Below are 24,088 nucleotides of genomic sequence, written 5' to 3' on the forward strand. Positions count from 1 at the left end.
ACCGGGATCTTGACCGCGTGGTTCTCGGTCTACGTGCTGTACCGGCTTTACTCCGACCAGCGCTGACCGGCGATGACGGAGAACTCCGGGCCGGTGCGCGGGAGCGGGGACGCGGCGGTGCAGGCTGCGTTGGAGCGGGCTGAGCAGACTCGGCACCGAAATGTGCCGCAGTTCGACGACCTGCCGGTTCCCGGGGACACGGCCAATCTGCGCGAGGGGCCGAACCTGCACGACGACCTGCTCGCGCTGCTGCCCCTGGTCGGGGTGTGGCGGGGGGAGGGCGAGGTCGTCTACCCGACGATCGAGGGGCCCTACAAGTTCGGGCAGCAGATCACCTTCGCGCACGACGGGCGGCCTTTCCTGTCCTACGAGTCGCGGGCTTGGCTGCTCGACGACGAGGGGGAGGTGATCCGGCCCGCTGCCCGTGAGGTGGGGTGGTGGCGGCCGGGGCCCGATGACACGCTCGAGGTGCTGTTGGCGCACGCGACGGGGATCACCGAGATCTTCTACGGCGCGCCGCGCAACAGCACGTCGTGGGAGATGGACACCGACATCGTGACGCGGACCGCGTCGGCCAAGGACGTCAGCGCGGCCAAGCGGTTGTACGGGCTGGTCAACGGCGGGGACCTGGCCTACGTGGAGGAGCGCGCGATGATGGGGCAGGAGCTGCAGCCGCACACGTCCGCGTACCTGCGGCGGGTCGTCGGCTGAGGCAGGGGTGCGGCTGCTGCGCTGCGGCGCGGACGCGGTGCTGGTCGAGCTGGGGTCGCTGACCGAGGTGGCCGTCGCGCGGGCGGTGCTGGGTGGGCTGCCGGGGGTGGTCGAGGTGGTGCCCGCGGCGCGGACCGTGCTGGTGGCCTTCGAGCCGGGCGCGTTGTCGCATTCGGCGATCCGTACGACGCTGGCCGCGGCCGACTCGGCGAGCGCGTCCATCGCTGGGGGTCGGGAGGTCGTGCTGCCGGTCGTCTACGACGGTCCCGATCTCGACCTGGTGGCGCGGACCGCGGGGGTGGGGGTGGACGAGGTCGTCCGGCTGCACTCCGGTGGTGCGTACACGGTGGCGTTCAGCGGGTTCGCCCCCGGTTTCGGCTACCTGACCGGGTTGCCCGACCCGCTGCGGCAGCCCCGGCTGGACTCGCCGCGCACGCGGGTGCCCGCGGGGTCGGTGGGGATCGCGGGTGAGTTCAGCGGCGTCTACCCCAAGTCGTCGCCGGGCGGGTGGCGGCTGTTGGGACGGTTGGCCGACGGGGCTGACGAGTTGTTCGACCCCCGGCGCGAGCCCGCGGCGCTGCTGGCGCCCGGGGACTCGGTCCGGTTCGAGGTGAGCGGGTGACGCGCGCGCTGACCGTGCTGGCGACCGGCCCGCTGGCCCTGGTCCAGGACCTGGGCAGGCCCGGTCACGCCCACCTCGGGGTGCCGCCCTCCGGCGCGCTGGACGTCCCCTCGCTGCTGCTGGCCAACCGGCTCGCGGGCAACCTCGAGGGCGCGGCGGCGGTGGAGTCGGTGTTCGGCGGGCTGCGGGTCCGCGCCGAGTGCTCGTGCACCGTCGTCGTCACCGGGCCCAGCACCCCCGTCCTCGTCGACGGCCGCGACGTGGGTTCGCACACCCCCGTCCACCTGAGTCCCGGCGCCGTCGTCGAACTCGGCGCCCCGCGCGCGGGGCTGCGCTGCTACCTCGGCGTCTCCGGCGGTGTCGACGTCCCGCCGCACCTGGGCTCCCGCTCCACCGACGTCCTCTCCGGGCTCGGCCCGGCCCCCCTCCGCCCCGGCGACGTCCTGCCGCTCGGGACGCCGGTGCGGCCGCCGTCGGGGGAGGACACGATCGCGCCGTTGAGCCCATCGGAGCACCTGACGGCGCCGGTGCTGCTCGGGCCGCGCGAGGACTGGTTCGACGACCCGGCGGGGCAGTTGAGCGCGGGTTCGTGGACCGTGTCGCCGGAGAGCAACCGGGTGGGGCTGAGGTTGGTGGGGACCGTCCTGAGCAGGGCGAAAGCGTTTGCGGACCAGGAGTTGACGAGCGAGCCGGTGGTGACGGGGGCGGTGCAGGTCCCGGCTGGGGGGCGGCCGGTGGTGTTCCTCGCCGATCACCCGACGACAGGTGGTTACCCGGTGATCGGCGTGGTGGTGGGACGGGCGCTGGCGGAGTTGGGGCAGGCCCGGCCGGGGACGAGGGTGCGGCTGCGGGTCAGCGCGCCCTAGAGCCGGTCAGGCCGGGTCCCGCTTGCCGCGCTCGGCGGCGAGGAGGTCGTCGACGGAGGCGCTGCCCGCCCGGTAGCGGTCGCCGATCTGGGCGTTGAGCAGGTCCATCACCTGCTGGACCTCGCGGCGGCGCTGGGACACCGACTCCTCCTCCGCCTGGTACGTGCGCAGGGCGAGGTCCAGGCGGTCGTCGGGGAGGTTGGCCACGTCCGACAGGTCGGCGTCGGAGACGAGGGCCTCGACGTGGCGGCGGTGCGCCTCGGCCCGGGAGGGCTCCATGACCTGGTGGCGGCCCGAACCGGTGGCCGGGCCGACGACCTTGTCGGCGAGGATCGCCGCGAGCCGCTCGACGACGGCCTGGCTGCCGCCCTCGACCCGGCGCTGCTGCTCGGCGATGACGATGTCGATGCGCCCGTGCAGGATCCTGCGCAGGTAGGACAGGTCGGTCTCCTCCTGGGCGGCGTCGTCGCGACGGGCCCGGACCTCGGTGAGGTCGAGGCTGCCCAGGCCTTGCACGTAATCGGGGGACAGCACCCTGTCGATACGCCTGCGTCCACCCGGACGGACCTCGATCACCCGCACACCCTCCGCGATTCGCTGCTCGCAGGCCAGATCGCCTGCCTGCCCGACAGCCCTGTCACCCTCAACATCTTGGCCACTGCCCCGGTCACCCCGCCACCCCCAGAAGTACCCGAGCCGCTTCCGGGTCAATCGGCGGGCGCTGGGCCAGCACCGCCGCCTGCGCCGCGCGCGCCACCAACTGGGCGTTGTCGGTGACCCGCTGCCTGCGCGCGAACGACACCGTGTCCTCCATGCCCACCCGCAGGTGCCCGCCCGCGGCCAGGCTGGCCAGCAGCACCGGCAGCGAGGCCCGGCCCACCCCGGTGGCGGAGAACGTCGCGCCGTCGGGGAGCGCCCGCAGCGCCGCGGCCAGCGTCTCGACGTCGCCCGGCATACCACCGGGCACGCCCATCACCAGGTCGACGTGCACGTGCCCGCCCGCGGGCAGGCCGTGCTCGTCGAGCAGGCGGCGCAGGCTGGTTAGCTGGCCGAGGTCGAAGATCTCGTACTCGGGGACGATCCCGCGCTCGCGCATGCCCTCGTGCAGGGCGACGATGAACCCCCACCGGTTGACGAAGACGTCGTCGCCGAAGTTGACCGTGCCCATCGTGCAGGACGCGGAGTCGGGCATGGCGTCCAGCACGCGCAGCCGGTCGGCCTCCGGGTCGGACACCGCGCCGCCGGTGGACAACTGCACCACCAGCCGGGTGCTCTCCCGGACCGCGGCGACGGTCTCGGTGAGCAGGCCCAGGTCCAGGGTCGGCTCGGCCTCGGCGTCGCGGACGTGGATGTGGATCATGGCCGCGCCCACCGCCGCGCAGTCGCGGGCGGTGGTGACCAGCTCGTCCAGGGTGACCGGGAGCTGGGGGACGTCGGCCTTGCTGTGCTCGGCGCCGGTGGGCGCGACGGTGATCAACGTGCCGCTGGACGGGGACATGCCGCAGATCCTGGCACGCTTGGCCGCCCCGCCGCGCGCACGTCATCCGATGGGTGTCAGCCGCGCAGCCCCTTGGCGGCCGCCCGGCCGAGGCCGGGGGTGTCCTCGGGGACCGAGTCGGGGTCGATGGCCGCGCCGGTGCGCGCCTCGCCGACGGCCAGCGCGGTCTCGACCGGGACCGACCGCTTGACCAGCGCCAGCGCGATCGGGCCGAGCTCGTGGTGCTGGGCGACCGAGCGGACCAGGCCGACCGCCCGCTCACCGGCGAAGACCTGGGCGCCGGGCTCGGGCAGCGCGTCGGAGCCGTCGAGGTGCAGCAGCAGCAGGTGCCGAGGGGGGCGGCCGACGTTGTGCACCTTCGACACCGTCTCCTGGCCGCGGTAGCAGCCCTTGGCCACGTGCGCGGCGACGTGCACCCAGCCCAGCTCGTGCGGGATGGACTTCTCGTCGGTGTCGACCCCGGCCCGCGGCTTGGCCGCGGCCACCCGCAGCGCCTCGAAGCCGAACGAGCCCATCGGGCGGGCCCCGGCGTCGACGAGGCGCTGCCACCAGCTCACCAGCTCGCCGCGCGGGACGAGCAGGTCGGCGGCGTCGGGACCGGGCCAGGGCATCCGCCGCACGACCACGCCCCCGGCCCCGGCCACCGCGTAGGCGCCGTCGGGCACGGGCAGGCCCGCGGTGGTCAGCAGGCCCTCGGTCTGCGGGCCGACCAGCGACAGCACGGCCATCTCGGACGTGGCGTCGCGCGGCTCGACCTTGGACCAGAAGACCATCTGCTCGAGGTAGGCCAGCAGCGGGACCCGGCCGGGGCGCGCGCCCGCGGTCTCCGCGCCCGCCTCGGTGTCGAGCCAGACCGTGCCGTCGAGGTGGGCGACGAGCATGTGCGCGTCCACCCGGCCGTGGCTGTCGAGCACCAGCGCCTCGGTGCCCGCGCCCTCGGCCAGGCCGGTGACGTGCTGGGAGATCACCAGGTGCAGCCAGTTCAGCCGCTCCTCGCCGGGCACGGCGATGACCTGGCGGTGCGACCGGTCGACCAGGGCGACGGTCCGGTCGGCGGCGCGCTGCTCGGCGAACGGGTCGCCGTAGTGCCAGGCGACGGCGGCGTCCACCGAGTCGTCCGGGGCGGGGATCGCGCCGGGCAGGTCGAGGATCGGGGAACGGCTCACGCCTGGCCCTCCTGGGCTCGCTGGGTGTTCTCGGCCGCCTTCGCGCGGGTGCAGGGCTCGCAGGTGCCCGAAAGCGCCAAGTGGGTCGCATCCAGTGCGAACCCGTGGGCGGCCCGCAGTGTTCCGCACAGCTCGGACATGACCTCGATGTCGGTCTCGTCCACCCGGCCGCAGCGGTGGCAGACCAGGTGCACGTGCTCGTGGCCGTCGACGGAGTAGGTGGGCGCCCCGTGGCCGAGGTGGGTGTGCCGGATGACCGACAGCTCCTCCAGCAGTTCGAGCGTGCGGTAGACGGTGGTGATGTTGACCGTGGGCGTGGTGCGCTGCACGTGGTGGCAGACCTGCTCGGGTGTGGCGTGCTCGAGTTCGAGGAGCGCGTCGAGCACGAGTTGGCGCTGCGGGGTCATCCGCATGCCCCTGCCGTGCAGGGTCTCGCGCAGTTCAGCACGTCGTCGGGCGATCGGGTGCGCGGTTTCCACCTCCCCGATGGTATGCCAGTAGGGTTCCGCCATGCGCGTGCTGGCACTGCTGGACGGAACCCTGCTCGACCCGGACGGCTGCCACATCCGCGTGGACGACCTGGGGCTGCTGCGCGGCGATGGCGTGTTCGAGACCGTCCTGGTCGTCGACGGCAGACCCCGCGAACTCGGCCCGCACCTGCGGCGACTGGCCCGGTCGGCGCGGATGCTCGACCTGCCCGCGCCCGACCTGGCCGCCTGGGAGCGCACCTGCGGGCTGGTGGTCGACGAGTGGCCCGCCGCGGGCGAGATGGCGCTCAAGCTGGTCTACACCCGGGGCCCGGAGTTCGGCGACGGGTCGACCACGGCCTACGTCCTCGGCCTGCCGATCACCGAGTCGCAGCTCGCGGCCAGGGTCAGCGGGGTGTCCGCGGTGACCCTGGCGCGCGGGTTCGACCCGGCCATCGCCGCGGCGGCGCCGTGGCTGCTGCTCGGCGCGAAAACGCTGTCCTACGCGGTGAACATGGCCGCCTCCCGGCACGCGAATGCGCTGGGCGCCGACGACGTCATCTTCACCGCCGCCGACGGCACGGTGCTGGAGGGCCCCATGTCGACCGCGGTCGTGGTCCAGGGCCGGGTGCTGCGCACGACCCCGCCCAGCAGCGGCGTGCTGGAGGGCACGACGCAGGGCGCGCTGTTCCGCGCCGCCGAGCGCGCCGGGTGGACGACCAGGGTCGAGGCGATCCCGGTCGCCGACCTGTGGACCGCCGACGCGGTGTTCCTGGCGTCCTCGGTCCGCAAGATCACCCAGGTGCGCGTCCTGGACGGGGTCGAGCTGACCCACCAGCCCGACCTGCACGCCGAGCTGATGGCACTGCACGAGTCCGAGTACGTCTAACGGGTCAAGGTGGGTGCGAAGGCGTCGCGGACCTGGGTCTCCGAGGGGACCACGACCATGTCGTGCCGGCCGCGGGCGTGGGCGGGGACCTTGATCGTGGAGGGGCAACTCGCCCCATCGACCGTGACGGTGTCGCTGGCGAGCCTCTTGCCCGTGCGCAGCTCGAAGAGCGAGAACGACACCACGGCCTTGTGGTAGCGGACCAGCAGCGGAACGCCGTCGGCCGTGAAGTCGCAGGAGTCCACCTGCGGGCCGAGATCCAAGGACCGCACGCACAGCACCAACGCCGCCTCGTCGAGCTCCGTGGTCCGCATGGAGCCGGGGAGGGTGACCGTTTCGGTGAAGTCCAACACCAGCACGCGGTTGCCGCTGCCCGCCGCGACCTCGGGGGCGTCGCTGAAGCCCTTCGGGTTCGCGCAGTACCGGGGGCCGGTGGCCGTGTCGCGCATGAGGGCTCGGATGTCGCGCCGCTCGATGGCCTTGCCCAGGCGGTGCACGGCGTCCTTCGCCTTCCCGGCCTCCGGCGCGTCGGGGTGGTCGGTGGCCAAGCGCGTGACGAGGTCCAGGGACTCGTCGAGGTCGCCGTAGCTCTCGTACCGCTCGGCGCAGCGGAGCAGGGCCGGGGGCGCGATGCGGTCGGCGGCCGCGCGGGCCTGCTCGACGAGGGCGTCGCCGGGGGCGGCGTCGTGCAGGACAGAGGTGATGGCGCCCGCGGCGCAGTCGGTGTCGCGCTCGATCGACTCGAACAGGTGCTCCATCTCGGCGTCGACGAAGGGCTTGCCGTCGGGCAGCGCCCTGGACAGGGCCCGCAGCACGTCGTTCACCTCGTCGGCCCGGCCCGCGCGCAGGGCGGCGATGTGCGCGCGGGCGTCGGCGACCGCCGCGCAGGCGGCGCGGACCCGGTCGAGGTCCGCGGCCAGCGGCGCGGCCCCGACGCGGTGGGTGGTGTGCACGCGGTCGGTCGCGGCGACGGCCGCAGCGCAGTCCCGGTCGGCGCGGGCCTGGTCCACGGCGTTGTCGATGATCGCGGCCTCAGTGCGGACCGCGGCGACGACGAGGACGACCGGCAGCGCGACGGCGAGCGCGAAGCCGCGCTGGCCGGGCGAGGCGGCGACCGGCCCCCGGGCGGCCAGGCGCCAGCCGTGGGCGATCATGAGCGCCCACCAGGCGGCCAGGGCGACCTGCGCCCAGACCGACCTGGTGGCGATCAGCACGGTGAGCAGGGCGGCGGTGGCCAGCCCGGTCCCGGCCGCGAGGCGCCACCGGCGCAGCAGGACGTAGCCGAGGCCGAGCAGCGAGGCGTTCGCCACCGCCGCGGCCCAGGGGTCGCGTGGTTCGTTCAAGGTCTTCCTCCCCAGTGACGGGGGAGCGGGCGTCAGCGTCCCCCATCCGGGATGATCGTCTGAGGCGGCGTTCGCGTTGCGGTCAGTTCTGCTGCTCGCGGGCGGCCAGGCCGCCCCAGAACTCGCGCAGCCGGTCGAAGCGCTCGCCGACGGCCTCCGCGTCGGAGCTCTCAAGGGCCTCGAGGATGGCGTGCACGTCCTCGGCGGAGGTGTCGGCGGCGAGCTGGTCGTCGTCGATGAGCTGGACCAGGCCGCCGTAGTCGAGCTCGACGGCGGAGGCGTCGTGGAAGTTCTCGAGCCAGCGGACGGTGTCGGCGAGGACCCTGGTCGGGCCGGACTCGCCGAAGGTGGTGGCGGCCAGGTCGCGGGCGCGCTCGGCGCGGCGGCGGGCGTCGCCGATGGCGGCGCGCCAGAAGACCTGCCTGCGCGGGTCGGTCGGCGGAGCGGCCACGACCTGCTTGGCGGCCGGGTCGACCAGGGAGAACCAGGGCAGCGGCACGGTCCAGGTCGTGGAGACCACGTGCACGGCCCCGCGCGGCAGCTCGCCCAGCACGGTCGCGGCCTTGCCCCTGGCGGCCTCGGCGGTGCCCGCCAGGGCGGAGTCGCGCAGGACCGGGGTGGCGGTGGTGATGAAGCCGACCATCGCCGCGGCCGAGCGGGCGCGCAGGTCCAGCGGGCAGATCAGCGGACCGGGGCCGACCGCCGCGCCGCCGTCGGTGACCGGGATGTCGGCGACGTCGAGCACCAGGAGGTCGCGCACGGCGCTGGTGGACTGGCGACCGTCCGGGAGCTCACCCGGAAGGGTTGACGGCGGCGCGTAGAGCTGTGACTTGAGCCATACCTCACGTTCGCGCCTGCCCACGTCCGAGCGGTCGAGACCGCCCGCGTCGACCACCGGCCGCAGCCTGGCGACCAGCGCTTCGTCGAAGGCGGACAGCGGTTCGTACACCCGCAGGTAGGCCACGAACGGTCTGGGCACCAGACCATCGTTCCACGCCGGGCGGGCGTCGCGGGCCCCGGGGACGGAGTTCGGCGACATGTCAGGATCTGCACACCCCTGCCGCGTCGCATGGAACCCCTTCGGCACGGTACGGTAGCTACTAGGAATCATTTGTCGACATCTACGGGGCCGCCGTTCCCCCGGCCGCCCCGTCTCTGTGCGAGGGGGTCGAGCCATGGGGCGCGGCCGAGCTAAGGCCAAGCAGACGAAGGTGGCCCGGGAGCTCAAGTACAGCTCACACCACACAGACTTCGATGCTTTGCAGCGCGAGCTGTCGAACTCGAGTTCGGAGGAGGGCCACCAGGAGAGTGACTCTTACGACGACTCGCCCGACGACGATTACGACGACTACCGGCGATGACCCCGGGCCCGTCACCTCCACCGGTGCCGGGCCCATATTCCCTCTCGCACCGCCGCTGAAGGCCACCGCGACCCCGTGTCGCGGTGGCCTTCAGTGAGCGGTCAGTATGCCCGCGCGTACTGCGCGGGCGGGGCCACCGCGTCACCGAGGTCCCCGAGTTCCTTCGCCGCGCGCACCGGCCAGTACGGGTCGCGCAGCAGCTCGCGGGCCAGCAGCACCAGGTCGGCCGCACCCTCCACGAGGACGCGTTCGGCCTGGTGCGCGTCGGTGATCTCGCCGACCGCCCCGGTGGGCACCCCGGCCCCGGCGCGCACCGCCGCGGCGAACGGGACCTGGTAGCCGGGCCCGGTCGTGATCCGCGCGTGCGGCACGTTGCCGCCGGTCGACACGTCCACCAGGTCCGCGCCCGCGTCCACCAGCGCCCGGGCGATCCCAACCGAGTCCTGCTCGGTCAGGCCGCCCTCGGTCCAGTCGGACGCGGAGATTCGCACCAGCACCGGCACGTCCTCGCCGACCGCGGCGCGCACCGCCTGGACGACCTCGACCGGGAAGCGCAGCCGCCGCTCGGCGTCGCCGCCGTAGCCGTCGGTCCGGGTGTTGGACAGCGGCGACAGGAACTCGTGCAGCAGGTAGCCGTGCGCGGCGTGCACCTCGACCACCTCGAAGCCCGCGGCCAGCGCGTGCCGGGCGCCCTCGGCGAACTTCGCCACGACCCCGGCGATCTCGTCCTCGGTCAGCGCGCGCGGGACGCGGTAGGTAGGGCTGAACGGCTCGGTGGTCGGGCCGACCGGGGTCCAGCCGCCGTCCGCGTCGGCGACCCCGCCCCTGCCCGGGGCGAACGGGCTGTAGGTCGAGGCCTTGCGCCCGGCGTGGGCGAGCTGGATGGCGGGCACGGCGCCGTTGTCCTTGATGAACGCCGTGATCGGCCGCCACGCCTGGGCGTGCTCGGCCGACCAGATGCCGGTGTCCTCCGGGGAGATGCGGCCGATCGGCTCCACGGCGGACGCCTCGGCCATCACCATGCCCGCCCCGCCGACCGCGCGGGAGCCCAGGTGCACCAGGTGCCACTGGTCGGGGAGACCGCCGGTGGCCGAGTACTGGCACATCGGGCTGACGACCACCCGGTTGGGCAGGGTGACCGACCGCAGCGTGTACGGGCTGAACAACTGGCTCACAGCACTCCTCCACAGGTGATTCGCAATACTACGAATCCAACCGGTGGGTGCGCCGGGATGTTCCTGCTCAGTCGTCGGAGCGGGTGCGGCGGCCCTGCTTGGTCTGCGACCGCTGCTTCTTGGCGGTGAGCCTGCGCTCCCGCGAGCCCCGGCTCGGCTTGGTCGCCCGCCGCGGCGGCGGGGGCGGGGCGGCGGCTGCGCGCAGCAGCGCGGCCAGCCGGTCGCGGGCAGCGGCGCGGTTGGCCAACTGGGCGCGGAACTCACTCGCCGCGATCGTCAGCACGCCGTCGACCAGGCGGGTGCCCAACCGGTCCAGCAACCGGGGCCGCAGGTGCTCGGGCACCGCCGTCGAGCCGACCACGTCGAAGGACAGCTCGACGCGGCTGTCCGCGGTGTTGACGCCCTGGCCGCCGGGGCCGGACGAGCGGGAGAAGCGCTCGCGCAACTCGCCCGCTGGGATCACCAGCGCGCGCGTCACCACGAGATCTTCGGCCATACCTCCAGTATGACGGACCCGCCCGAACGCCGCGAAGCGCTTTTCCGGCGGCCGCCCGACCAAGTCGGGAACGGTGCCGGGCGGGGACGAGGGGGTGGGTGGTGGGAGAAAAAGGCAGAGCATGACGGACCCGCCCGAACGCCGCGAAGCGCTTTTCCGGCTAGAAGCGCGGGTGGTCGCCGATCAGGGTCGCGCGGGGGCCGTCGGGGTCGGCGGCGGGGCGGACCTCGCCGAGGTGCCAGCACGGGACGTGCCGGGCGGTGAGCACCGCCAGGGCCCGGTCGGCCTCCTCCGGCGCGACGACGGCGACCATGCCGACGCCCAGGTTGAAGGTGCGCTCCATCTCCTCGCGCTCGACCCGGCCGCGCTGGGCGATCATGGAGAACACCGGCTGCGGGGTCCAGGTGCCCCGGTCGATGGTGGCGTGCAGGCCCTGCGGGATGACCCTGGCCAGGTTGGCGGCCAGGCCACCACCGGTGATGTGCGCGAACGTGCGCACCTCGGCCTCGGCGACCAGCGCCAGGCAGTCCTTGGCGTAGATGCGGGTCGGCTCCAGCATCTCCTCGCCCAGGGTGCGGCCGAACTCCTCGACGTGGCCCTCCAGGTTCAGCCTGCCGATCTCCAGCAGCACGTGCCTGGCCAGCGAGTAGCCGTTGGAGTGCAGGCCGGACGAGCCCATGCCGATGAGCACGTCGCCGGGGCGCACCCGCTCCGGGCTGAGCACCGCGTCGGCCTCGACCACGCCGACGCCGGTGGCCGACAGGTCGTAGGCGCCGTCGGCCATCAGGCCGGGGTGCTCGGCGGTCTCGCCGCCCAGCAGCGCGCAGCCCGCCTGCACGCAGCCCTCGGAGATGCCCTTGACCAGCGCCGCGACCTTGTCCGGCTCGACCTTGCCCACGGCGATGTAGTCCTGCAGGAACAGCGGCTCCGCCCCGCACACCACCAGGTCGTCGACGACCATGGCGACGAGGTCCACCCCGACGGTGTCGTGCACGTCCATCGCCTGCGCGACGGCGATCTTGGTGCCGACGCCGTCGGTGGAGGAGGCCAGCACCGGCTCGCGCCAGCGGTCCAGCTTGAGCCGGAACAGACCAGCGAATCCGCCGATGCCGCCCAGGACCTCCGGTCGGGTGGCATTGGCCGCCCACGGCTTGAGCTTCTCCACGGCCTCGTCCCCGGCCTCGATGCTCACCCCCGCGCCGGCGTAGGTGGCGGACAGGACGGGGTCGGTCGGGTTCTCAGTCATGGCTCAATCGCGTTCGCAGGAGAGGGGGCGGTGTGGCTGGGCGGTCAGGGGCGCCGCAGCGCGTCCTCGGCACCGTACCCGGCCACCGGCACGGGCGTCGCCGAGCCGGTGACGCCCTTCTCCAGCCCTGGGCCGATGCCCTCCAGCAGGTGCTTGCCGATCAGGGCGTCGTCGGGCAGCGGGATCGGGTACTTGCCGTCGAAGCAGGCCGCGCACAGCCGCGTCTTGGGCTGCTCGCTGGCCGCGACCAGGGCCTCCAGCGACACGTAGCCCAGCGAGTCCGCGCCGATGGAGCGGCGGATGCCCTCGGTGTCCAGGCCGTTGGCGATCAGCTCCGCGCGGGAGGCGAAGTCGATGCCGTAGAAGCACGGCCAGCTCACCGGCGGCGCGGCGATGCGCACGTGCACCTCCAGCGCCCCCGCCTCGCGCAGCATCCGGACCAGGGCGCGCTGGGTGTTGCCGCGCACGATCGTGTCGTCGACGACGACCAGGCGCTTGCCGCGGATGACCTCGCGCAGCGGGTTGAGCTTGAGCCGGATGCCGAGCTGGCGGATGGTCTGCGACGGCTGGATGAAGGTCCGGCCGACGTAGGCGTTCTTGACCAGCGCGGTGCCGTAGGGGATGCCGCTGCCCTGGGCGTAGCCGATGGCGGCCGGGGTGCCCGACTCGGGCACCGGCACGACCAGGTCGGCCTCCACCGGGTGCTCGACGGCGAGCTTGCGACCGATCTCCACCCGGGTGGAGTGCACCGAGCGGCCGGAGATCGTGGTGTCCGGCCGGGCCAGGTAGACGTACTCGAACAGGCAGCCCTTGGGCTCCGGGGTGGCGAACCGCGAGGACCGCAGCCCCTCGGCGTCAATGGCGATCAGCTCGCCCGGCTCGACCTCGCGCACGAACGACGCGCCCACGATGTCCAGCGCGGCCGTCTCACTGGCCACCACCCAGCCGCGCTCGAGGCGGCCGAGCACCAGCGGTCGCACGCCGTGCGGGTCGCGGGCGGCGTAGAGGGTCGACTCGTCGGCGAAGACCAGGCAGTAGGCGCCGCGCACCGTCGGCAGCAGCTCCATCGCCGCCTGCTCGATGCCCTTGTCCGCCGCGCCCGCGGCCAGCAGCCCGGTCAGCAGGTCGGAGTCGGTGGTCACCCCGCGCATGGACGTGATGCCCTGCTCGGCGGCCCGGTCGCGCAGCTCGGCGGTGTTGACCAGGTTGCCGTTGTGCCCGAGGGACAGGCCGCTGCCGGTCGCGGTGGTGCGGAACGTCGGCTGCGCGTTCTCCCAGGTCGTGGACCCGGTGGTGGAGTAGCGGCAGTGGCCGACGGCGACGTGCCCGTGCAGGCTGGAGAGCACCTGCTCGTCGAACACCTGGCTGACCAGGCCGAGGTCCTTGAACACCACGATCTGGCGCCCGTCGGAGACCGAGATGCCCGCCGCCTCCTGGCCGCGGTGCTGCAACGCGTAGAGGCCGTAGTAGCTCAGCTTCGCGACGTCCTCGCCCGGCGCCCAGACGCCGAAGACGCCGCACTCCTCGCGGGGCTCTGGCTCGAGTTGGTCGGTGGTCGCCTGCTTCGGGGGTTCTGGCTTCGCGGGTTCGGACTGCGCGGATGCGGGCTCAGACTGGTCGAAGACCACCGAAGCTCTCCCTCTGGACGGGTCGGGGCTGCACCACAGTGTAGGTCCTGCACGCCGGGCTTCCGACCGAGCCGAGGTGGGTCACGTCACGGCGCTACCGTTGACCGGGTGTCCGGACGCCGCGTGCTGATCGTGCTGGTCCTCGCCCTCGCCGCCCTCGTCGTGGTGGGGGCGCTGGTCCCGCTGCCCACCCCCTTGGAGGTCCGCGACTGGGCCAGGGGCCTGGGCTGGGCGACCCCGGTCCTGTTCCTGGCCGCGTACTCGCTGCTGACCGTGGCCCCGGTGCCGCGCACGGTGTTCAACCTGTCGATCGGCCTGGTCCTGGGCGAGGGCTGGGGGATCCTGCTCGCGATGCTCGCGACCGGGCTGGCCGCGACGATCGCCTTCTACCTCGCCCGCGGGATCGGACGGCGGTGGCTGGAGCAGCACCTGGACCACGCCGCTGTGCGGGTGGTGGACCAGCGGATCGAGGCTGGCGGGCTGGCGGGGATGCTGTCGCTGCGGCTGATCCCGATGGTGCCGTTCTTCCTGACGAACTACTGCTCGGGGCTGTCGGTGGTGCGGTTCCGGCCCTACATCGTGGGGACGGTGGTGGGGAGCCTGCCGGGGACCGTGGCGGCGGTGTTGTTGGGGGACGCGTTGACCGGGACCACGCCGCCCGCGCTGTTGGCCGTGTACGGGGTGTTGGCGGTCGTGGGCGGGGTGTTGATGTACGTGGCGTTGAAGCGGGCCCGGCCGGAGGCTGTGGTGAGGGTTTGAGAACGGGAGATCCGCGGGCTCAGTACCTCAGCAGGGGCAGGTGAGGCGCCAGGTCGGCGCGGGCGCCGGAGGCGGAGACCCTGGATTCGGCTAGGGCGGTGGGCCAGTCGAGCAGGCCGGTGGCCAGTTCCAGCCAGGTGCGCGGGTCTGTTTCGACGATGTTGGGTGGGGTGCCCCGGGTGTGGCGGGGGCCCTCGATGCACTGGACGGCCGCGAACGGGGGGACGCGGACCTCGACCGTGTGGCCGGGGGCGTCGGATTCGAGGGTGCGGAGGCTGAGGCGGACGGCCGTGGCGAGGGTGGGGCGTGGCGGCTGGTCCGCCTCGCCGTGGAGCCAGGGGAGGGTGGCGGCCACGGCGGTGCGGAGCTCGGCCGGGGTGGGGGGTTTGCGGGTGGGCACGGGGGTCGCGGTCAGTCCTCTGCGGTGCGTCGGACCTCGGCGAGCATCTCCTCGACGTTGTGCGCCATGCGGCGGTTGTCGGCGGGGGAGATGGTGGTCCACGCGGTGCCGTCGGGGCCGGGGCGGCGGACCTGCACGTAGCGGCCCGCGTCCGTGTCGAAGAACGAGACCACCCGGTCGGCGCGGTGGCGGCGGCCGAGGCGGTCACGGGAGGCGGCGCCGAGGTTCCCGGTGCCGCGCACGTCGTCGAGCATGGCCACCAGGGCGTCGACGTCGTCCTTGCGCACGCCCCGGCTGGACAGGGCCAACTCGAAGCCCTTCTGGGTGCCGTCGCCCTCGCGGGCGGCGGCCTCGAAGTCCTCGGTGCGCAGGGTCACCGACTGGCCGGGGCCTGCCGGGTGGGCCGGGAGCAGGCCGACCGCGGCGAACGGGAGGTTGGCCGCCGAGGTGCGGCCCAGGGTGATCTGGTCACCGCTGAGCGTCACCACCGCGGCGTCGCTGCCGGTGGCGCAGACCAGGAAGCGCAGCGGGCGACCGACCCAGGTGCGGCCGTCGATCTCGCGGTCCGGGCGGGCGATGACCCCGAACAGGTGCTCCACCTCGGGGTGCACGTCGACCCGGCGGCCCAGGCCGCGCTGGTCGAGCCCGGCCCAGACCCGCTCCTCGATGGCCGACCGCTCCTCGTGCGTGCGCCCCGGGGAGGGCACCTTCACCACGAGCGGCATCGTGCCCGGCTTCAGGTGGCCCCAGAGCACGTCGAACTCCAGGGCCGACAGCGTGACCGGCGGGCGGTCGTCGAGGTCCACGACGCCGAACGAGGTCACTGGTCGGTGCCGAGGACACCCGGCGCGACGGTGCGCTCGTCGCCGAAGATGTCGTCGGCCTCGACCAGGTAGCTGGCGTGCTCGAAGTCCTCTTCCTCCTCGGTGGAGGCGCCGCCGCGGCCACCGGTGCCCATGCCGCCGCCGACACCGCCCTTGCCCGCCGCGCCGCCCGCGGCCCCGCCGCGGCTGCCGAGGACGGAGTCGCCGCCGCCGACCGAGCCGCCCGCACCCGCGACACCGCCGCGGCCCATGGCGCTGTTCTGCCTGGCCGCGTCGCCCGCGAGGCTGGAGCCGGGGGAGCCGCCGAGACCGCCTGCGCGCCGCGCCGACTCCTCGGCGCCCATGGCGCTCGCGCCGGGAGCCAGACCGCCGTTGGGGCGGACCGCGCCGTCGGCCGGGAGGTTGAGCGTGCCGCTGAACCGGGCGCCGCCGGGACCGAACCGGGCGTCGCCGGGACCGCCGGGGCCACCGCCGGTGAGGCCGGGCATGCCGGTCGTGGTCGGCGCGCCGCCGCCCGTCGGCGGGACGTAGCCCGCCGGGGTGGTGCCGCCGCCGACGTTGACCGGGGTCGGGGTGATCTGGCCGCCGGTGAACTGGGGAGCGGGCAGCGAGGAACCGCCACCGCCGCCCGCGGGCGGGACGAACCCGCCACCGCCGCCACCGTTGGCCGGGGCGCCGGAGTAGAACGCGGCCGAGGTGCCGCCGCCACCGGACGGGAAGGCCGACCCGCCGGAGAACGCGTAGCCGGCCTGGTAGCCGACGCCGCCGTCAGGAGCGGGGGTGGACACCACGACGGTGGGGGGCGGGACGAACTTGCCCAGCGTCGCGGTGTTGAAGTTGGTCTTGGACTGGTACTTCTCCATGGTGTCCACGGCCTGCTGGGAGGCGGCGCTCTGCCTCGCCTCCTGGATCTCGTGGTCCTGGGCCTGCTGGATGACCGCCTCGGCGGGGCCGGTGAACCCGAAGACCGCCGCGGCTCCCGCGCCGACCGTCTGCCAGCCCGAGGGCGCGGGGGTGGTCACCGCGACCGGCTCCGGCATCTCGGCGCGGGCCTTGGCCACCGCGTCCGCCTGGTACTCGGTCGACGCCCCCATCACCGAGGCGCCGCCCTTGGCGTCGGCCGCCCACGCCTGCAGCGGGGTCAGCCCGGCCTGCGCGCCGTCGGCCGCGCCACCCTCCCAGGTGACCGAGAGGGTGCTCAGCTTGGAGTTGAGGTCGCCATCGATCTGCTCGAGCTCGCCCGCGAGGCTCTCCCAGTACTCGGTCTGCGCGGTCGACGCGCCGGGACCGGGGCCCGAGTTGATCATCTTGAACAGGGTTGGGTGGTCGTAGCCTTCCCACCGGTGCATGGTCATCTGTCAGCTCACCCCTGGTCCCGCTTGCCCCACATGGCACTGTTCGTGCCCTCGGTCTGCTCGTAGGCCGCGTGCGCGCCCTCGAGCGCCTCGACCGCGGCGCGCAACTGCTCCTGGTAGCCGCGCAGGCAGGTGATCGCCGAGTCCGCGCCGCCGCCGTTGGTTCGATCGATGAACTCGGTCGCGGCCTCACCGCTGATCGGGTCGCGCGCCCAGTCCGGCACCTCGAGCCCGCTGAGCTGGTTGACCTTGGCCTCCACCCGGTCGTACGCCTCGCGGAACGCCGCGAGCGCCGCCGGGATCGCGGCAGGCTCGACGCTCAGCGTCCGCGTGCCCGCGAAATCGGGCGCGACGGGGACAGACCCCCCACCACCATCGGCCATGTACACCTCAGACCCCCTACGTGTGTGCTACCGCGACGACTGTATCTCTGACGACCGACGTTGTGGAGCGGTTCCCGGATTCCCGCGGGTTCCGGTGAACCCGGCCACAGCCGTTTCGGCCCGTCACCTGCTGTGCGACGCAAGTACCCGGACCAGTCGCCTGTCACTCGTTCCGGTGGCGTCGGTTCGGAAACGATCTCCGGTGGCCGAAACTCGGGGAGTGGACCACCCGGAGATCACACTGGACATGCGCGCCAGCGCCCGGTCGAACCCCAACAGCTGGCTCTACGTCATCGACCCCGGCTTCGCGCCCGGCGTCGAGGTCCCGCCCTGGGGTGTCGTCGGCGCCTACCCGGTCGACGCCGACGGCGAGATCGTCGAGCGCTTCCGCGCGAACGCCGAATACCGGCCCTCGCCGGTCGCGCTGCGGCTGCCGATGACGTCGAACCCGCTGGAACGGCTGATCCAGCTCGTCCACACCCGCCACCGCGACCAGCGCGAACTGGTGCCCGCCGTGCTCGGGACGCCGCTGCTGGTCTACGCCTGCGGCCGCGACGACCAGCGGGTGACGGCGTTCCCGGACCGGGGCGGCAGGCTGGTGGTCCCGGCGTGCACGTCGGCGGCGCACGTCCCCGCCGAGTGGCCCGGGGTGCGGGAGGTCGCGGGGGCCGAACTGGCCGCCGGGCTCGGCGGGCTGCCGCTCGTGGTGAACCCGCTCGGACCGCTCACCGCGGTGTTCCCGGCGAAGGACCTGCGCGGCCTCGTCGCCAGTCGGTGACACCCCGCGCGGACGCCCTCCCCGGCGGTCGGGCGCTCAGCCCCGGCGCGGTGCGGGCGCGGTGAGCAACTGCGCGTCGAGCATCCGCTCGATCTCCTCCGGCGGCCCCGCCTTGGCGAACAGCCAGCCCTGGGCGCTGTCGCAGCCGATGGCGCGCAGCCGCTCGGCCTGGGTGGAGTCCTCGACCCCCTCGGCGATGACCTCGTGGCCCAGCGCGTGCGAGAGCGACACCAGCGTGGTGACGATCGTCTCGTCCGCGGGGTCGGACGGGTGGGTGGCGCTGAGGCCCTCCATGAACGAGCCCGCGAGCTTGATCGCGTGCACGGGCAGGTGCCGCAGGTAGGCCAGGTTGGAGTAGCCGGTGCCGAAGTCGTCGATGGCGATGCGGATGCCCAGGTCGGCGATCTGGCGCAGGGTGCGCAGCGGGCCGCCGGTGGTGCCCATGATCGCCGACTCGGTGAGCTCGAGCTGGATGCTCGACGGCGGCAGGCCCGCCGCCCCGATGATCGTCTCCACGTCGGAGACGAGGTCGGGCTCCTGGGTCTGGCGGGCGGCGAGGTTGACGCTGACCATGGGCGCGCCGTCGCCGTAGCGGTCGCGCCAGCGGCGGGCCTGGCCCGCGGCCTCGCGCAGCACCCAGCGGCCGAGGTTGACGATCAGGCCGGTCTCCTCGGCCAGGCCGATGAACCGGTCCGGGCCGAGCCTGCCCAGCTCCGGGTGCGCCCAGCGGACCAGCGCCTCGACGCCGGTGAGCTTGCCGTCGCTGAGCCGGACGATGGGCTGGTAGTCGACGTAGAACTCCTCGCTCTCCACCGCGGCGGGCATGCGCGCCGAGAGGGTGAAGCGGGCGACCTCGCGGGCGTTGCGGTCGGGGTCGTAGGCGATCCAGCGGTTCTTGCCGTCGGCCTTGGCCCAGTAGAGGGTCACGTCCGCGTCGCGCATGGTCTCGGTCGGGGTGGCGTCGCCGACGGAGCGCTCGACCAGGCCGATCGAGGCCGAGACGCCCAGCCGGTGCCCGCCGATGGGGACCGGCTCGGCCAGCGCGCGCAAGATCTTGTCCGAGAGCTCCTCCATGGCCCGGCGGGTGGTGCCCGAGCACAGGACCACGAACTCGTCGCCGCCCATCCTGGCCACCAGCCGGTCCGGGGTGCTGACCAGCCGGTCGAGCCGCTCGGCGATGGCCACCAGGAGCTGGTCGCCGATGTGGTGGCCCAGGCTGTCGTTGATGACCTTGAACCCGTCGATGTCGAGGTAGCACAGGCCGACGCGGTGGTCGCCGCCGCGGCCGAAAACCTCGGCGAGGCGCTCGGTGAACAGCGAGCGGTTGGCCAGGCCGGTGAGCGGGTCGTGGTTGGCCTGGTGGCGCAGCCGCTCTTGCAGCCGGTGGCGCTCGGTGATGTCCTCGGCCATCGCGACGAGGAACTGCGGCGCGCCGACCTCGTCGCGCACCAGCGACACCGACAGGTCGGTGCGCAGCGCGGAGCCGTCGGCGCGGCGCAGCAGGCGCTCGGCGCGGTAGTGGTCGCGCAGGCCCGCGCGCATGTCGTCGAGCGGACCGGTCAGCGCGGTGGGCTCGTCGGGGTGGCGCAGCTTGAGTACGGGGACCCCGCGCAACTGCGAGAGCCGGTAGCCGAGCATGCCCGCGAGGGCGGCGTTGACGTCGATGACCATGCCCGCGGCGTCGCTGATGCAGATGCCGACGGCGGTCTGGCTGAACATGGCGCGGAAGCGCGCCTCGCTGGCCAGCAGGGCGGACTCCGCGCCCCGGCGGGCGTCGAGGGCGGCCCGGCGGATGACCTCCTGGTCGCGGAAGATCTTGTCGCGCAGGGCGTTCGCGAAGCCCGCGGCGAAGGCCCCCTGCACGGCGGTCACCCGGCTGGCGGCGGCCCGGTCGCCCTCCGCGCCGATGACGCGCAGCAGGTCCTCGCCGATGAGCTGCACCGAGGCGGCCAACGTGCGGGCCGCGGTGAGCCGCAGCTCGACCAGGGCCACGCCCACGCGCTCGACCGGCTCCGGGTCGAAGCGCTCGGCGCGCAGCGCCGCGACCAGCACCCCCGTGTGCTCGCGCACCCGGTCGACCAGCGCGTCGCGGTCCATGCCCGCGTACCCGGTCTCGGCCAGGGCCGCAGCCCAGACGCGGGCGAACGCGTCAACCCCGGCTCGCTGTGCCGTGCTGTCCACCACCACAACCCTCCCCGCGGTTTCGACGGACAGTTTCGCCTCTTCAGCGGCAGGTAGCCAGCCCAGGTGCGGACATCGCGGGTCGTTTTGCACATGCTCACTCAGCGCTTACCCACAACTACGCAAAGCAGTCGACCGTCAGTGATCTCGCGAAGAGTTCACCACCCCTTCGAGTGACATATACCCAGCTCCCACCATCTTTCGTGAGTCATTCACACAGAAGCGTGACAAATGGATGGTAAAGCCATAACAATCGAGGCCTGGGCTGCTCCCTGTCTCGGCAGCCCGTCTCGAGGGCACTTGGAAAGAGGGCGTCAATGTCAACGAACGTCACCACCCCAGGAACCAGACGCACCAGACGCACCATCGGCGCGGCCGTCGCCGCCACCGCCGCGGCCATCGGCCTCACCGCTTTCGTCCCCGCGGCGGTGGCGGGCCAGGACGAGGCCGACGCCACGATGAACCACACCATGGGCTCGCAGATCCGCGAGCACGAGGACGTCGACCCCGCCGGGGCCACCTCGCGCAGCGCCGAGCAGATCGGCGTCGCCGCCACGGTCGCGGGCATCGACGTCGCCAGCTACCAGGGCAACGTGGACTGGGCCGGGCACTGGGCCGCGGGCAAGCGGTTCGCCTTCGTCAAGGCGACCGAGGGCACCGGGTACAAGAACCCGTACTTCACCCAGCAGTACAACGGCTCCTACGGCGTCGGCATGATCCGCGGCACCTACCACTTCGCGCTGCCGGACCGCTCCTCCGGCGCGACGCAGGCCAACTACTTCGTCAACAACGGCGGCGGCTGGTCCGGCGACGGCAAGACCCTCCCGGGCGTGGCCGACCTGGAGTACAACCCGTACGGCGCGACCTGCTACGGCCTGTCCCAGGCATCGATGGCCGCGTGGATCAGGGACTTCTCCAACACCTACCGGTCCCGCACCGGCCGCGACCCGATCTTCTACACCTCCACGAGCTGGTGGTCGCAGTGCGTCGGCACCGCCCAGCAGTTCGCGAACACGAACCCGCTGTGGGTGGCCAGGTACAGCTCCAGCGTCGGCGCGCTGCCCTACAACTGGGGCGTGTGGACCTTCTGGCAGCACACCTCCACCCCGCTCGACCAGAACTACTTCAACGGCGCGATCGATCGCCTGCGGGTGCTGGCCACCGGCTAGCAACATGATCCCAGCCCCACCGGACCCGGGACCGCCCCACGGCGGTCCCGGGTCCGGTAGCTTCCCGCCGCGTGTGGCTGGCACTGGTGATCGGCGGCGGCGTCCTGCTCCTCGCGGCGGGGGTGCTCGCGCTGGTCGGGCTGCGCCGGTCGGACCGGGGGTCGCGGCTGTGGCTGGGTGCGACGTTCCTGGTGGCGACCGGGCTGCTGGCGCTGGTCACCGGGTGGCTGCTGGGCGAGCCGGGGGCGAGCAAGGGCGAGGCGCTCAAGACCGGCGGCCTGGCGGCGGGCGCGGTCGTCGCCCTCTACGCGCTGTGGATCAACGACCGGAAGCGGCGCACCGACGAGCAGCGCCAGCGGCTGGACTCCGAGCGCGCCGAGCACGACCGCGAACGGGTGGCCGACGAGCGCTTCGCCCGCGCGGTGGACCTGCTGGGCAGCGAGGCCGGGCAGGTGCGGGTCGGGGCGCTGCACGTGCTCGCCGGGGTCGCGCGCAGCAGGCCCGAGTACACCCAGACCGTGCTCGACCTGTTCTGCGCCTACCTGCGCTGGCCGTTCGAGCGGCCGGCGGACCCGGCCGAGCTGGACCGCGGCGAGCAGCAGGTCCGGCTGACCGCGCAGCGCCTCATCGCCGACCTGCTGCCCAGGACGGCGGACGAGACGCCGCAGACCCCGCGCTACGACCTCAACCTCACCGGCGCCGACCTGGAGTACTTCGACATCTCCGAGCGCGTTGTCGGCGAGCTGACCATGCGCTACTGCCTGCTGCACGACTCCAACTCGCTGTGGGGCTGCCACGTCCACGGCGACGCCTGGTTCACCGCCGCGAAGAGCCTCGGCATCCTGCACGCCGACGACGTGGTCTTCGAGCGCAAGGCCTGGTTCAGCGGGTTCACCGCGACCGGACGCGTGCGGATGGCCAGGGTGCGCTACCTCGGGCCGACCAAGTTCGACGGCAGCCAGTTCCCCGGCGTCACCGACCCCGGTGCGGACTCGTCCGGTTGACGGGGACCGGATGCCCGGGACGAGAACACGGCCTAGCTGATCACGACGGCGTCGCCCGGGCGGGCGCCGGTGCGGGCCGCGGCTGAGCCGCGGTTGACCGCCACCGCCGCGTGGCCAGCGGAATCGGCCAGGACGACCACGTCGGCGTCGGCGAAGGTGCGGCCGACGACCGCGGGCAGCCGGGCCGGGCCGGTGGCCACCTCGACCTCGGCGCCGCGCGGGAAGGCGGTGGCCAGGTCGGCGGCGGTGGCGGCGAGTTGGAGGTTGCCGAAGCCGTCGACCGCGAGGACCTCCGACGTCAGGCTGCCCGGCGCGGCCGTCGAGGTGATCTCGGGCAGGCGGACCAGGTCAGGGACGGGGTCGCCGAAATCGGCCGGGTCCACGCCGAGGGCGAGGTGGGCGGCGGCGGGGGCGAAGACGTCGCGGCCGTGGAAGGTGGCGTGCTCGGGTTCGTCGACGACGATCTCGTGCGCGGTGGTCATCCCGCCCAGGGCCTCGGCGGCCGGGACGAGCAGGCCGTTGTCCGGACCGACGAGGACGCTGGCGCCCGCCCGGATCGCGACCGCGCGGCGGGTGGTGCCCACGCCCGGGTCGACGACGGCCAGGTGCACCGCGTCCGGCAGGTGCGCGACGGCCTGGGCCAGCAGCGCCGCGCCCTGGCGGACGGCCTGCGGCGGCACGCCGTGGCTCAGGTGCAGCACGCGGACGGCGGGCGCGATGCGGGCGATCACGCCCTCGCAGACGCCGGGGAAGCCGTCGGCGAGGCCGTAGTCGGTGGTGAAGGTGATCCGGTCGTACCCCATGGCACCGGAGTGTCCCAGCAGGTCAGTAAGCTGCCCCGCCGTGGCCACGCTCGAGGACTACCCCAAGATCGCCGCTGGCAAGGTGCGGGAGCTGCACGCGATCGACGACGAGCACCTGCTGCTCGTCGCCTCCGACCGGATCTCCGCCTACGACTTCGTCCTCGACTCGCCGATCCCGGACAAGGGCCGGGTGCTGACGGCGATGAGCGTGTTCTGGTTCGACCTGCTCGCCGACCTCGTCCCCAACCACCTGGTGGCCTGGGACGACGAGCGCATCCCCGCCGAGGTGCGCGGCCGGGCGCTGGTCGTGCGCAGGCTGGAGATGTTGCAGGTCGAGGCCGTCGCGCGCGGGTTCCTCGCCGGGTCGGGGACGCGGGACTACACCGCCACCGGGTCGGTCTGCGGGATCGAGCTGCCCCCCGGCCTGGTCGAGGCGTCGCGGCTGCCGGAGCCGATCTTCACCCCGGCCACCAAGGCCGCCATCGGCGAGCACGACGAGAACGTCAGCTACGAGGCCGTGGTGGCCGAGATCGGCCCCGAGCGCGCCGCCGAGGTCCGCGAGCTGACCCTGGCGCTCTACCGGCGGGCCGCCGAGCACGCCGAGACGCGCGGGATCATCCTGGCCGACACCAAGTTCGAGTTCGGCGTCCTCGACGGCCAGGTCGTCCTGGGCGACGAGGTGCTGACCCCGGACTCCTCCCGCTACTGGCCGCTCGAGGGCTACGCCCCCGGCGCGGCGCAGCCCGCCTTCGACAAGCAGTTCGTCCGCGACTGGCTCACCTCGCCGGAGTCGGGCTGGGACCGCGCCTCCGACACCGCGCCCCCCGCCCTCCCCGACGAGGTGGTCGCCGCCACCCGTGACCGCTACGTCCAGGCGTACGAACTGGTCACCGGCCGGAGTTTCGCAGACTGGATCGCCTAGAACACGTCAGCGACACCTCGGGTACACCCGCGTCCGGTGTCC

26 protein-coding genes are annotated in these 24,088 nt (G+C 73.5%); 10 read left to right on the forward strand and 16 right to left on the reverse strand.

Annotated elements, in window-relative coordinates; translation table 11 throughout:
• Positions 1 to 72 precede the first annotated feature (72 nt).
• From GCL84_RS06795 to GCL84_RS06805, 3 genes are read left to right on the forward strand one after another with little or no spacing between them, the layout of a single operon-like run.
• Positions 73 to 711: an FABP family protein gene (locus GCL84_RS06795; RefSeq protein WP_156754509.1), complete on the forward strand. Its 639-nt coding sequence runs from the start codon at positions 73 to 75 to the stop codon at positions 709 to 711.
• Between the two features lie 7 nt (positions 712 to 718).
• Entirely contained in the window at positions 719 to 1,333 is a 615-nt protein-coding gene (gene pxpB / locus GCL84_RS06800) for a 5-oxoprolinase subunit PxpB (protein ID WP_156754510.1), read from the forward strand.
• Entirely contained in the window at positions 1,330 to 2,199 is an 870-nt protein-coding gene (locus GCL84_RS06805; RefSeq protein ID WP_156754511.1) for a 5-oxoprolinase subunit C family protein, read from the forward strand. The genes pxpB and GCL84_RS06805 overlap by 4 nt, the downstream gene beginning before the upstream one ends.
• A 6-nt stretch (positions 2,200 to 2,205) precedes the next feature.
• On the opposite strand, the gene GCL84_RS06810 is transcribed toward GCL84_RS06805, so the two are convergent.
• The 4 genes from GCL84_RS06810 to GCL84_RS06825 all read right to left on the reverse strand — a co-directional run bounded on the left by GCL84_RS06810 (position 2,206) and on the right by GCL84_RS06825 (position 5,342).
• Entirely contained in the window at positions 2,206 to 2,775 is a 570-nt protein-coding gene (locus tag GCL84_RS06810; protein ID WP_156754512.1) for an RsiG family protein, read from the reverse strand.
• A gap of 91 nt (positions 2,776 to 2,866) precedes the next feature.
• Complete coding sequence (locus tag GCL84_RS06815) at positions 2,867 to 3,697, reverse strand: BKACE family enzyme (RefSeq protein ID WP_156754513.1); 831 nt, start codon at positions 3,695 to 3,697, stop codon at positions 2,867 to 2,869.
• A gap of 56 nt (positions 3,698 to 3,753) precedes the next feature.
• Positions 3,754 to 4,863 carry a CAF17-like 4Fe-4S cluster assembly/insertion protein YgfZ gene (gene ygfZ, locus GCL84_RS06820; RefSeq protein WP_235926038.1) on the reverse strand — a complete coding sequence of 370 codons (1,110 nt, stop codon included), beginning with the start codon at positions 4,861 to 4,863 and terminating at the stop codon, positions 3,754 to 3,756.
• Entirely contained in the window at positions 4,860 to 5,342 is a 483-nt protein-coding gene (locus tag GCL84_RS06825) for a Fur family transcriptional regulator (protein WP_268891332.1), read from the reverse strand. Before GCL84_RS06825 ends, ygfZ begins: the two co-directional genes overlap by 4 nt.
• Positions 5,343 to 5,373: 31 nt before the next feature.
• On the opposite strand from GCL84_RS06825, the gene GCL84_RS06830 reads away from it, so the two are divergent.
• Positions 5,374 to 6,219, forward strand: coding sequence for an aminodeoxychorismate lyase (locus tag GCL84_RS06830; protein ID WP_156754515.1), 846 nt, complete (start codon positions 5,374 to 5,376; stop codon positions 6,217 to 6,219).
• On the opposite strand, the gene GCL84_RS06835 is transcribed toward GCL84_RS06830, so the two are convergent.
• Together GCL84_RS06835 and GCL84_RS06840 are read right to left on the reverse strand one after the other, a co-directional pair.
• On the reverse strand, positions 6,216 to 7,562 hold the full coding sequence (locus tag GCL84_RS06835; protein WP_156754516.1) for a tetratricopeptide repeat protein: 1,347 nt from the start codon (positions 7,560 to 7,562) through the stop codon (positions 6,216 to 6,218). The two genes, GCL84_RS06830 and GCL84_RS06835, sit on opposite strands and share 4 nt — an antisense overlap.
• Positions 7,563 to 7,644: 82 nt before the next feature.
• A complete protein-coding gene (locus GCL84_RS06840) occupies positions 7,645 to 8,541 on the reverse strand; it encodes a hypothetical protein (protein ID WP_156754517.1) in 897 nt (298 codons plus the stop codon).
• 196 nt (positions 8,542 to 8,737) lie between these two features.
• Between GCL84_RS06840 and GCL84_RS06845 the strand changes: the two genes are divergently transcribed.
• Positions 8,738 to 8,923, forward strand: a complete 186-nt coding sequence (locus GCL84_RS06845; RefSeq protein WP_156754518.1) for a DUF3073 domain-containing protein — start codon at positions 8,738 to 8,740, stop codon at positions 8,921 to 8,923.
• Positions 8,924 to 9,024: 101 nt separating this feature from the next.
• On the opposite strand, the gene GCL84_RS06850 is transcribed toward GCL84_RS06845, so the two are convergent.
• From GCL84_RS06850 to purF, 4 genes are all read right to left on the reverse strand, one after another.
• Positions 9,025 to 10,098, reverse strand: a complete 1,074-nt coding sequence (locus GCL84_RS06850) for an NADH:flavin oxidoreductase/NADH oxidase (RefSeq protein WP_156754519.1) — start codon at positions 10,096 to 10,098, stop codon at positions 9,025 to 9,027.
• A gap of 67 nt (positions 10,099 to 10,165) precedes the next feature.
• Entirely contained in the window at positions 10,166 to 10,594 is a 429-nt protein-coding gene (gene arfB / locus GCL84_RS06855) for an alternative ribosome rescue aminoacyl-tRNA hydrolase ArfB (RefSeq protein ID WP_156754520.1), read from the reverse strand.
• Positions 10,595 to 10,754: 160 nt separating this feature from the next.
• Complete coding sequence (purM, locus tag GCL84_RS06860) at positions 10,755 to 11,840, reverse strand: phosphoribosylformylglycinamidine cyclo-ligase (protein ID WP_156754521.1); 1,086 nt, start codon at positions 11,838 to 11,840, stop codon at positions 10,755 to 10,757.
• A 44-nt stretch (positions 11,841 to 11,884) separates the two neighbouring features.
• Positions 11,885 to 13,468, reverse strand: a complete 1,584-nt coding sequence (gene purF / locus GCL84_RS06865) for an amidophosphoribosyltransferase (RefSeq protein WP_235926039.1) — start codon at positions 13,466 to 13,468, stop codon at positions 11,885 to 11,887.
• 108 nt (positions 13,469 to 13,576) lie between these two features.
• Between purF and GCL84_RS06870 the strand changes: the two genes are divergently transcribed.
• A complete protein-coding gene (locus GCL84_RS06870; protein ID WP_197523068.1) occupies positions 13,577 to 14,227 on the forward strand; it encodes a TVP38/TMEM64 family protein in 651 nt (216 codons plus the stop codon).
• Positions 14,228 to 14,246: 19 nt separating this feature from the next.
• Here GCL84_RS06870 and GCL84_RS06875 read toward each other — a convergent pair whose 3' ends face one another.
• The 4 genes from GCL84_RS06875 to GCL84_RS06890 are packed head-to-tail and all read right to left on the reverse strand — an operon-like array spanning position 14,247 to position 17,189.
• Positions 14,247 to 14,627, reverse strand: a complete 381-nt coding sequence (locus GCL84_RS06875) for a sterol carrier family protein (protein ID WP_235926040.1) — start codon at positions 14,625 to 14,627, stop codon at positions 14,247 to 14,249.
• 11 nt (positions 14,628 to 14,638) lie between these two features.
• Positions 14,639 to 15,451, reverse strand: coding sequence for an ESX secretion-associated protein EspG (locus GCL84_RS06880; protein ID WP_156754523.1), 813 nt, complete (start codon positions 15,449 to 15,451; stop codon positions 14,639 to 14,641).
• Positions 15,448 to 16,806 carry a PPE domain-containing protein gene (locus GCL84_RS30575; protein ID WP_156754524.1) on the reverse strand — a complete coding sequence of 453 codons (1,359 nt, stop codon included), beginning with the start codon at positions 16,804 to 16,806 and terminating at the stop codon, positions 15,448 to 15,450. Before GCL84_RS30575 ends, GCL84_RS06880 begins: the two co-directional genes overlap by 4 nt.
• 8 nt (positions 16,807 to 16,814) lie before the next feature.
• On the reverse strand, positions 16,815 to 17,189 hold the full coding sequence (locus GCL84_RS06890) for a hypothetical protein (RefSeq protein ID WP_156754525.1): 375 nt from the start codon (positions 17,187 to 17,189) through the stop codon (positions 16,815 to 16,817).
• 202 nt (positions 17,190 to 17,391) lie between these two features.
• Here GCL84_RS06890 and GCL84_RS06895 point away from each other — a divergent pair, with 202 nt between their 5' ends.
• Positions 17,392 to 17,967, forward strand: coding sequence for a type VII secretion system-associated protein (locus GCL84_RS06895; protein WP_235926041.1), 576 nt, complete (start codon positions 17,392 to 17,394; stop codon positions 17,965 to 17,967).
• Positions 17,968 to 18,003: 36 nt separating this feature from the next.
• Here GCL84_RS06895 and GCL84_RS06900 read toward each other — a convergent pair whose 3' ends face one another.
• Positions 18,004 to 20,148, reverse strand: coding sequence for a putative bifunctional diguanylate cyclase/phosphodiesterase (locus GCL84_RS06900; protein WP_235926042.1), 2,145 nt, complete (start codon positions 20,146 to 20,148; stop codon positions 18,004 to 18,006).
• 317 nt (positions 20,149 to 20,465) lie between these two features.
• Between GCL84_RS06900 and GCL84_RS06905 the strand changes: the two genes are divergently transcribed.
• A complete protein-coding gene (locus GCL84_RS06905; RefSeq protein WP_156754526.1) occupies positions 20,466 to 21,317 on the forward strand; it encodes a lysozyme in 852 nt (283 codons plus the stop codon).
• A 71-nt stretch (positions 21,318 to 21,388) separates the two neighbouring features.
• A complete protein-coding gene (locus GCL84_RS06910; protein WP_156754527.1) occupies positions 21,389 to 22,321 on the forward strand; it encodes a hypothetical protein in 933 nt (310 codons plus the stop codon).
• A 32-nt stretch (positions 22,322 to 22,353) separates the two neighbouring features.
• Here GCL84_RS06910 and GCL84_RS06915 read toward each other — a convergent pair whose 3' ends face one another.
• Entirely contained in the window at positions 22,354 to 23,124 is a 771-nt protein-coding gene (locus tag GCL84_RS06915) for an SAM hydrolase/SAM-dependent halogenase family protein (RefSeq protein ID WP_156754528.1), read from the reverse strand.
• A 40-nt stretch (positions 23,125 to 23,164) separates the two neighbouring features.
• Between GCL84_RS06915 and GCL84_RS06920 the strand changes: the two genes are divergently transcribed.
• A complete protein-coding gene (locus GCL84_RS06920; protein ID WP_156754529.1) occupies positions 23,165 to 24,046 on the forward strand; it encodes a phosphoribosylaminoimidazolesuccinocarboxamide synthase in 882 nt (293 codons plus the stop codon).
• Positions 24,047 to 24,088: the final 42 nt, after the last annotated feature.

This window comes from Actinokineospora pegani (genome assembly GCF_009745975.1).
GTDB classification, from domain to species: Bacteria; Actinomycetota; Actinomycetes; order Mycobacteriales; family Pseudonocardiaceae; genus Actinokineospora; species Actinokineospora pegani.

Excerpts from the sequence above, each read along its gene's own strand:
- GCL84_RS06795 (WP_156754509.1), top strand. The coding sequence starts at position 73 with ATGACGGAGAACTCCGGGCCGGTGCGCGGGAGCGGGGACGCGGCGGTG.
- GCL84_RS06815 (WP_156754513.1), bottom strand. The coding sequence starts at position 3,697 with ATGTCCCCGTCCAGCGGCACGTTGATCACCGTCGCGCCCACCGGCGCC.
- GCL84_RS06830 (WP_156754515.1), top strand. The coding sequence starts at position 5,374 with ATGCGCGTGCTGGCACTGCTGGACGGAACCCTGCTCGACCCGGACGGC.
- GCL84_RS06845 (WP_156754518.1), top strand. The coding sequence starts at position 8,738 with ATGGGGCGCGGCCGAGCTAAGGCCAAGCAGACGAAGGTGGCCCGGGAG.
- arfB (WP_156754520.1), bottom strand. The coding sequence starts at position 10,594 with ATGGCCGAAGATCTCGTGGTGACGCGCGCGCTGGTGATCCCAGCGGGC.
- purM (WP_156754521.1), bottom strand. The coding sequence starts at position 11,840 with ATGACTGAGAACCCGACCGACCCCGTCCTGTCCGCCACCTACGCCGGC.
- GCL84_RS30575 (WP_156754524.1), bottom strand. The coding sequence starts at position 16,806 with ATGACCATGCACCGGTGGGAAGGCTACGACCACCCAACCCTGTTCAAG.
- GCL84_RS06890 (WP_156754525.1), bottom strand. The coding sequence starts at position 17,189 with ATGGCCGATGGTGGTGGGGGGTCTGTCCCCGTCGCGCCCGATTTCGCG.
- GCL84_RS06905 (WP_156754526.1), top strand. The coding sequence starts at position 20,466 with ATGTCAACGAACGTCACCACCCCAGGAACCAGACGCACCAGACGCACC.
- GCL84_RS06915 (WP_156754528.1), bottom strand. The coding sequence starts at position 23,124 with ATGGGGTACGACCGGATCACCTTCACCACCGACTACGGCCTCGCCGAC.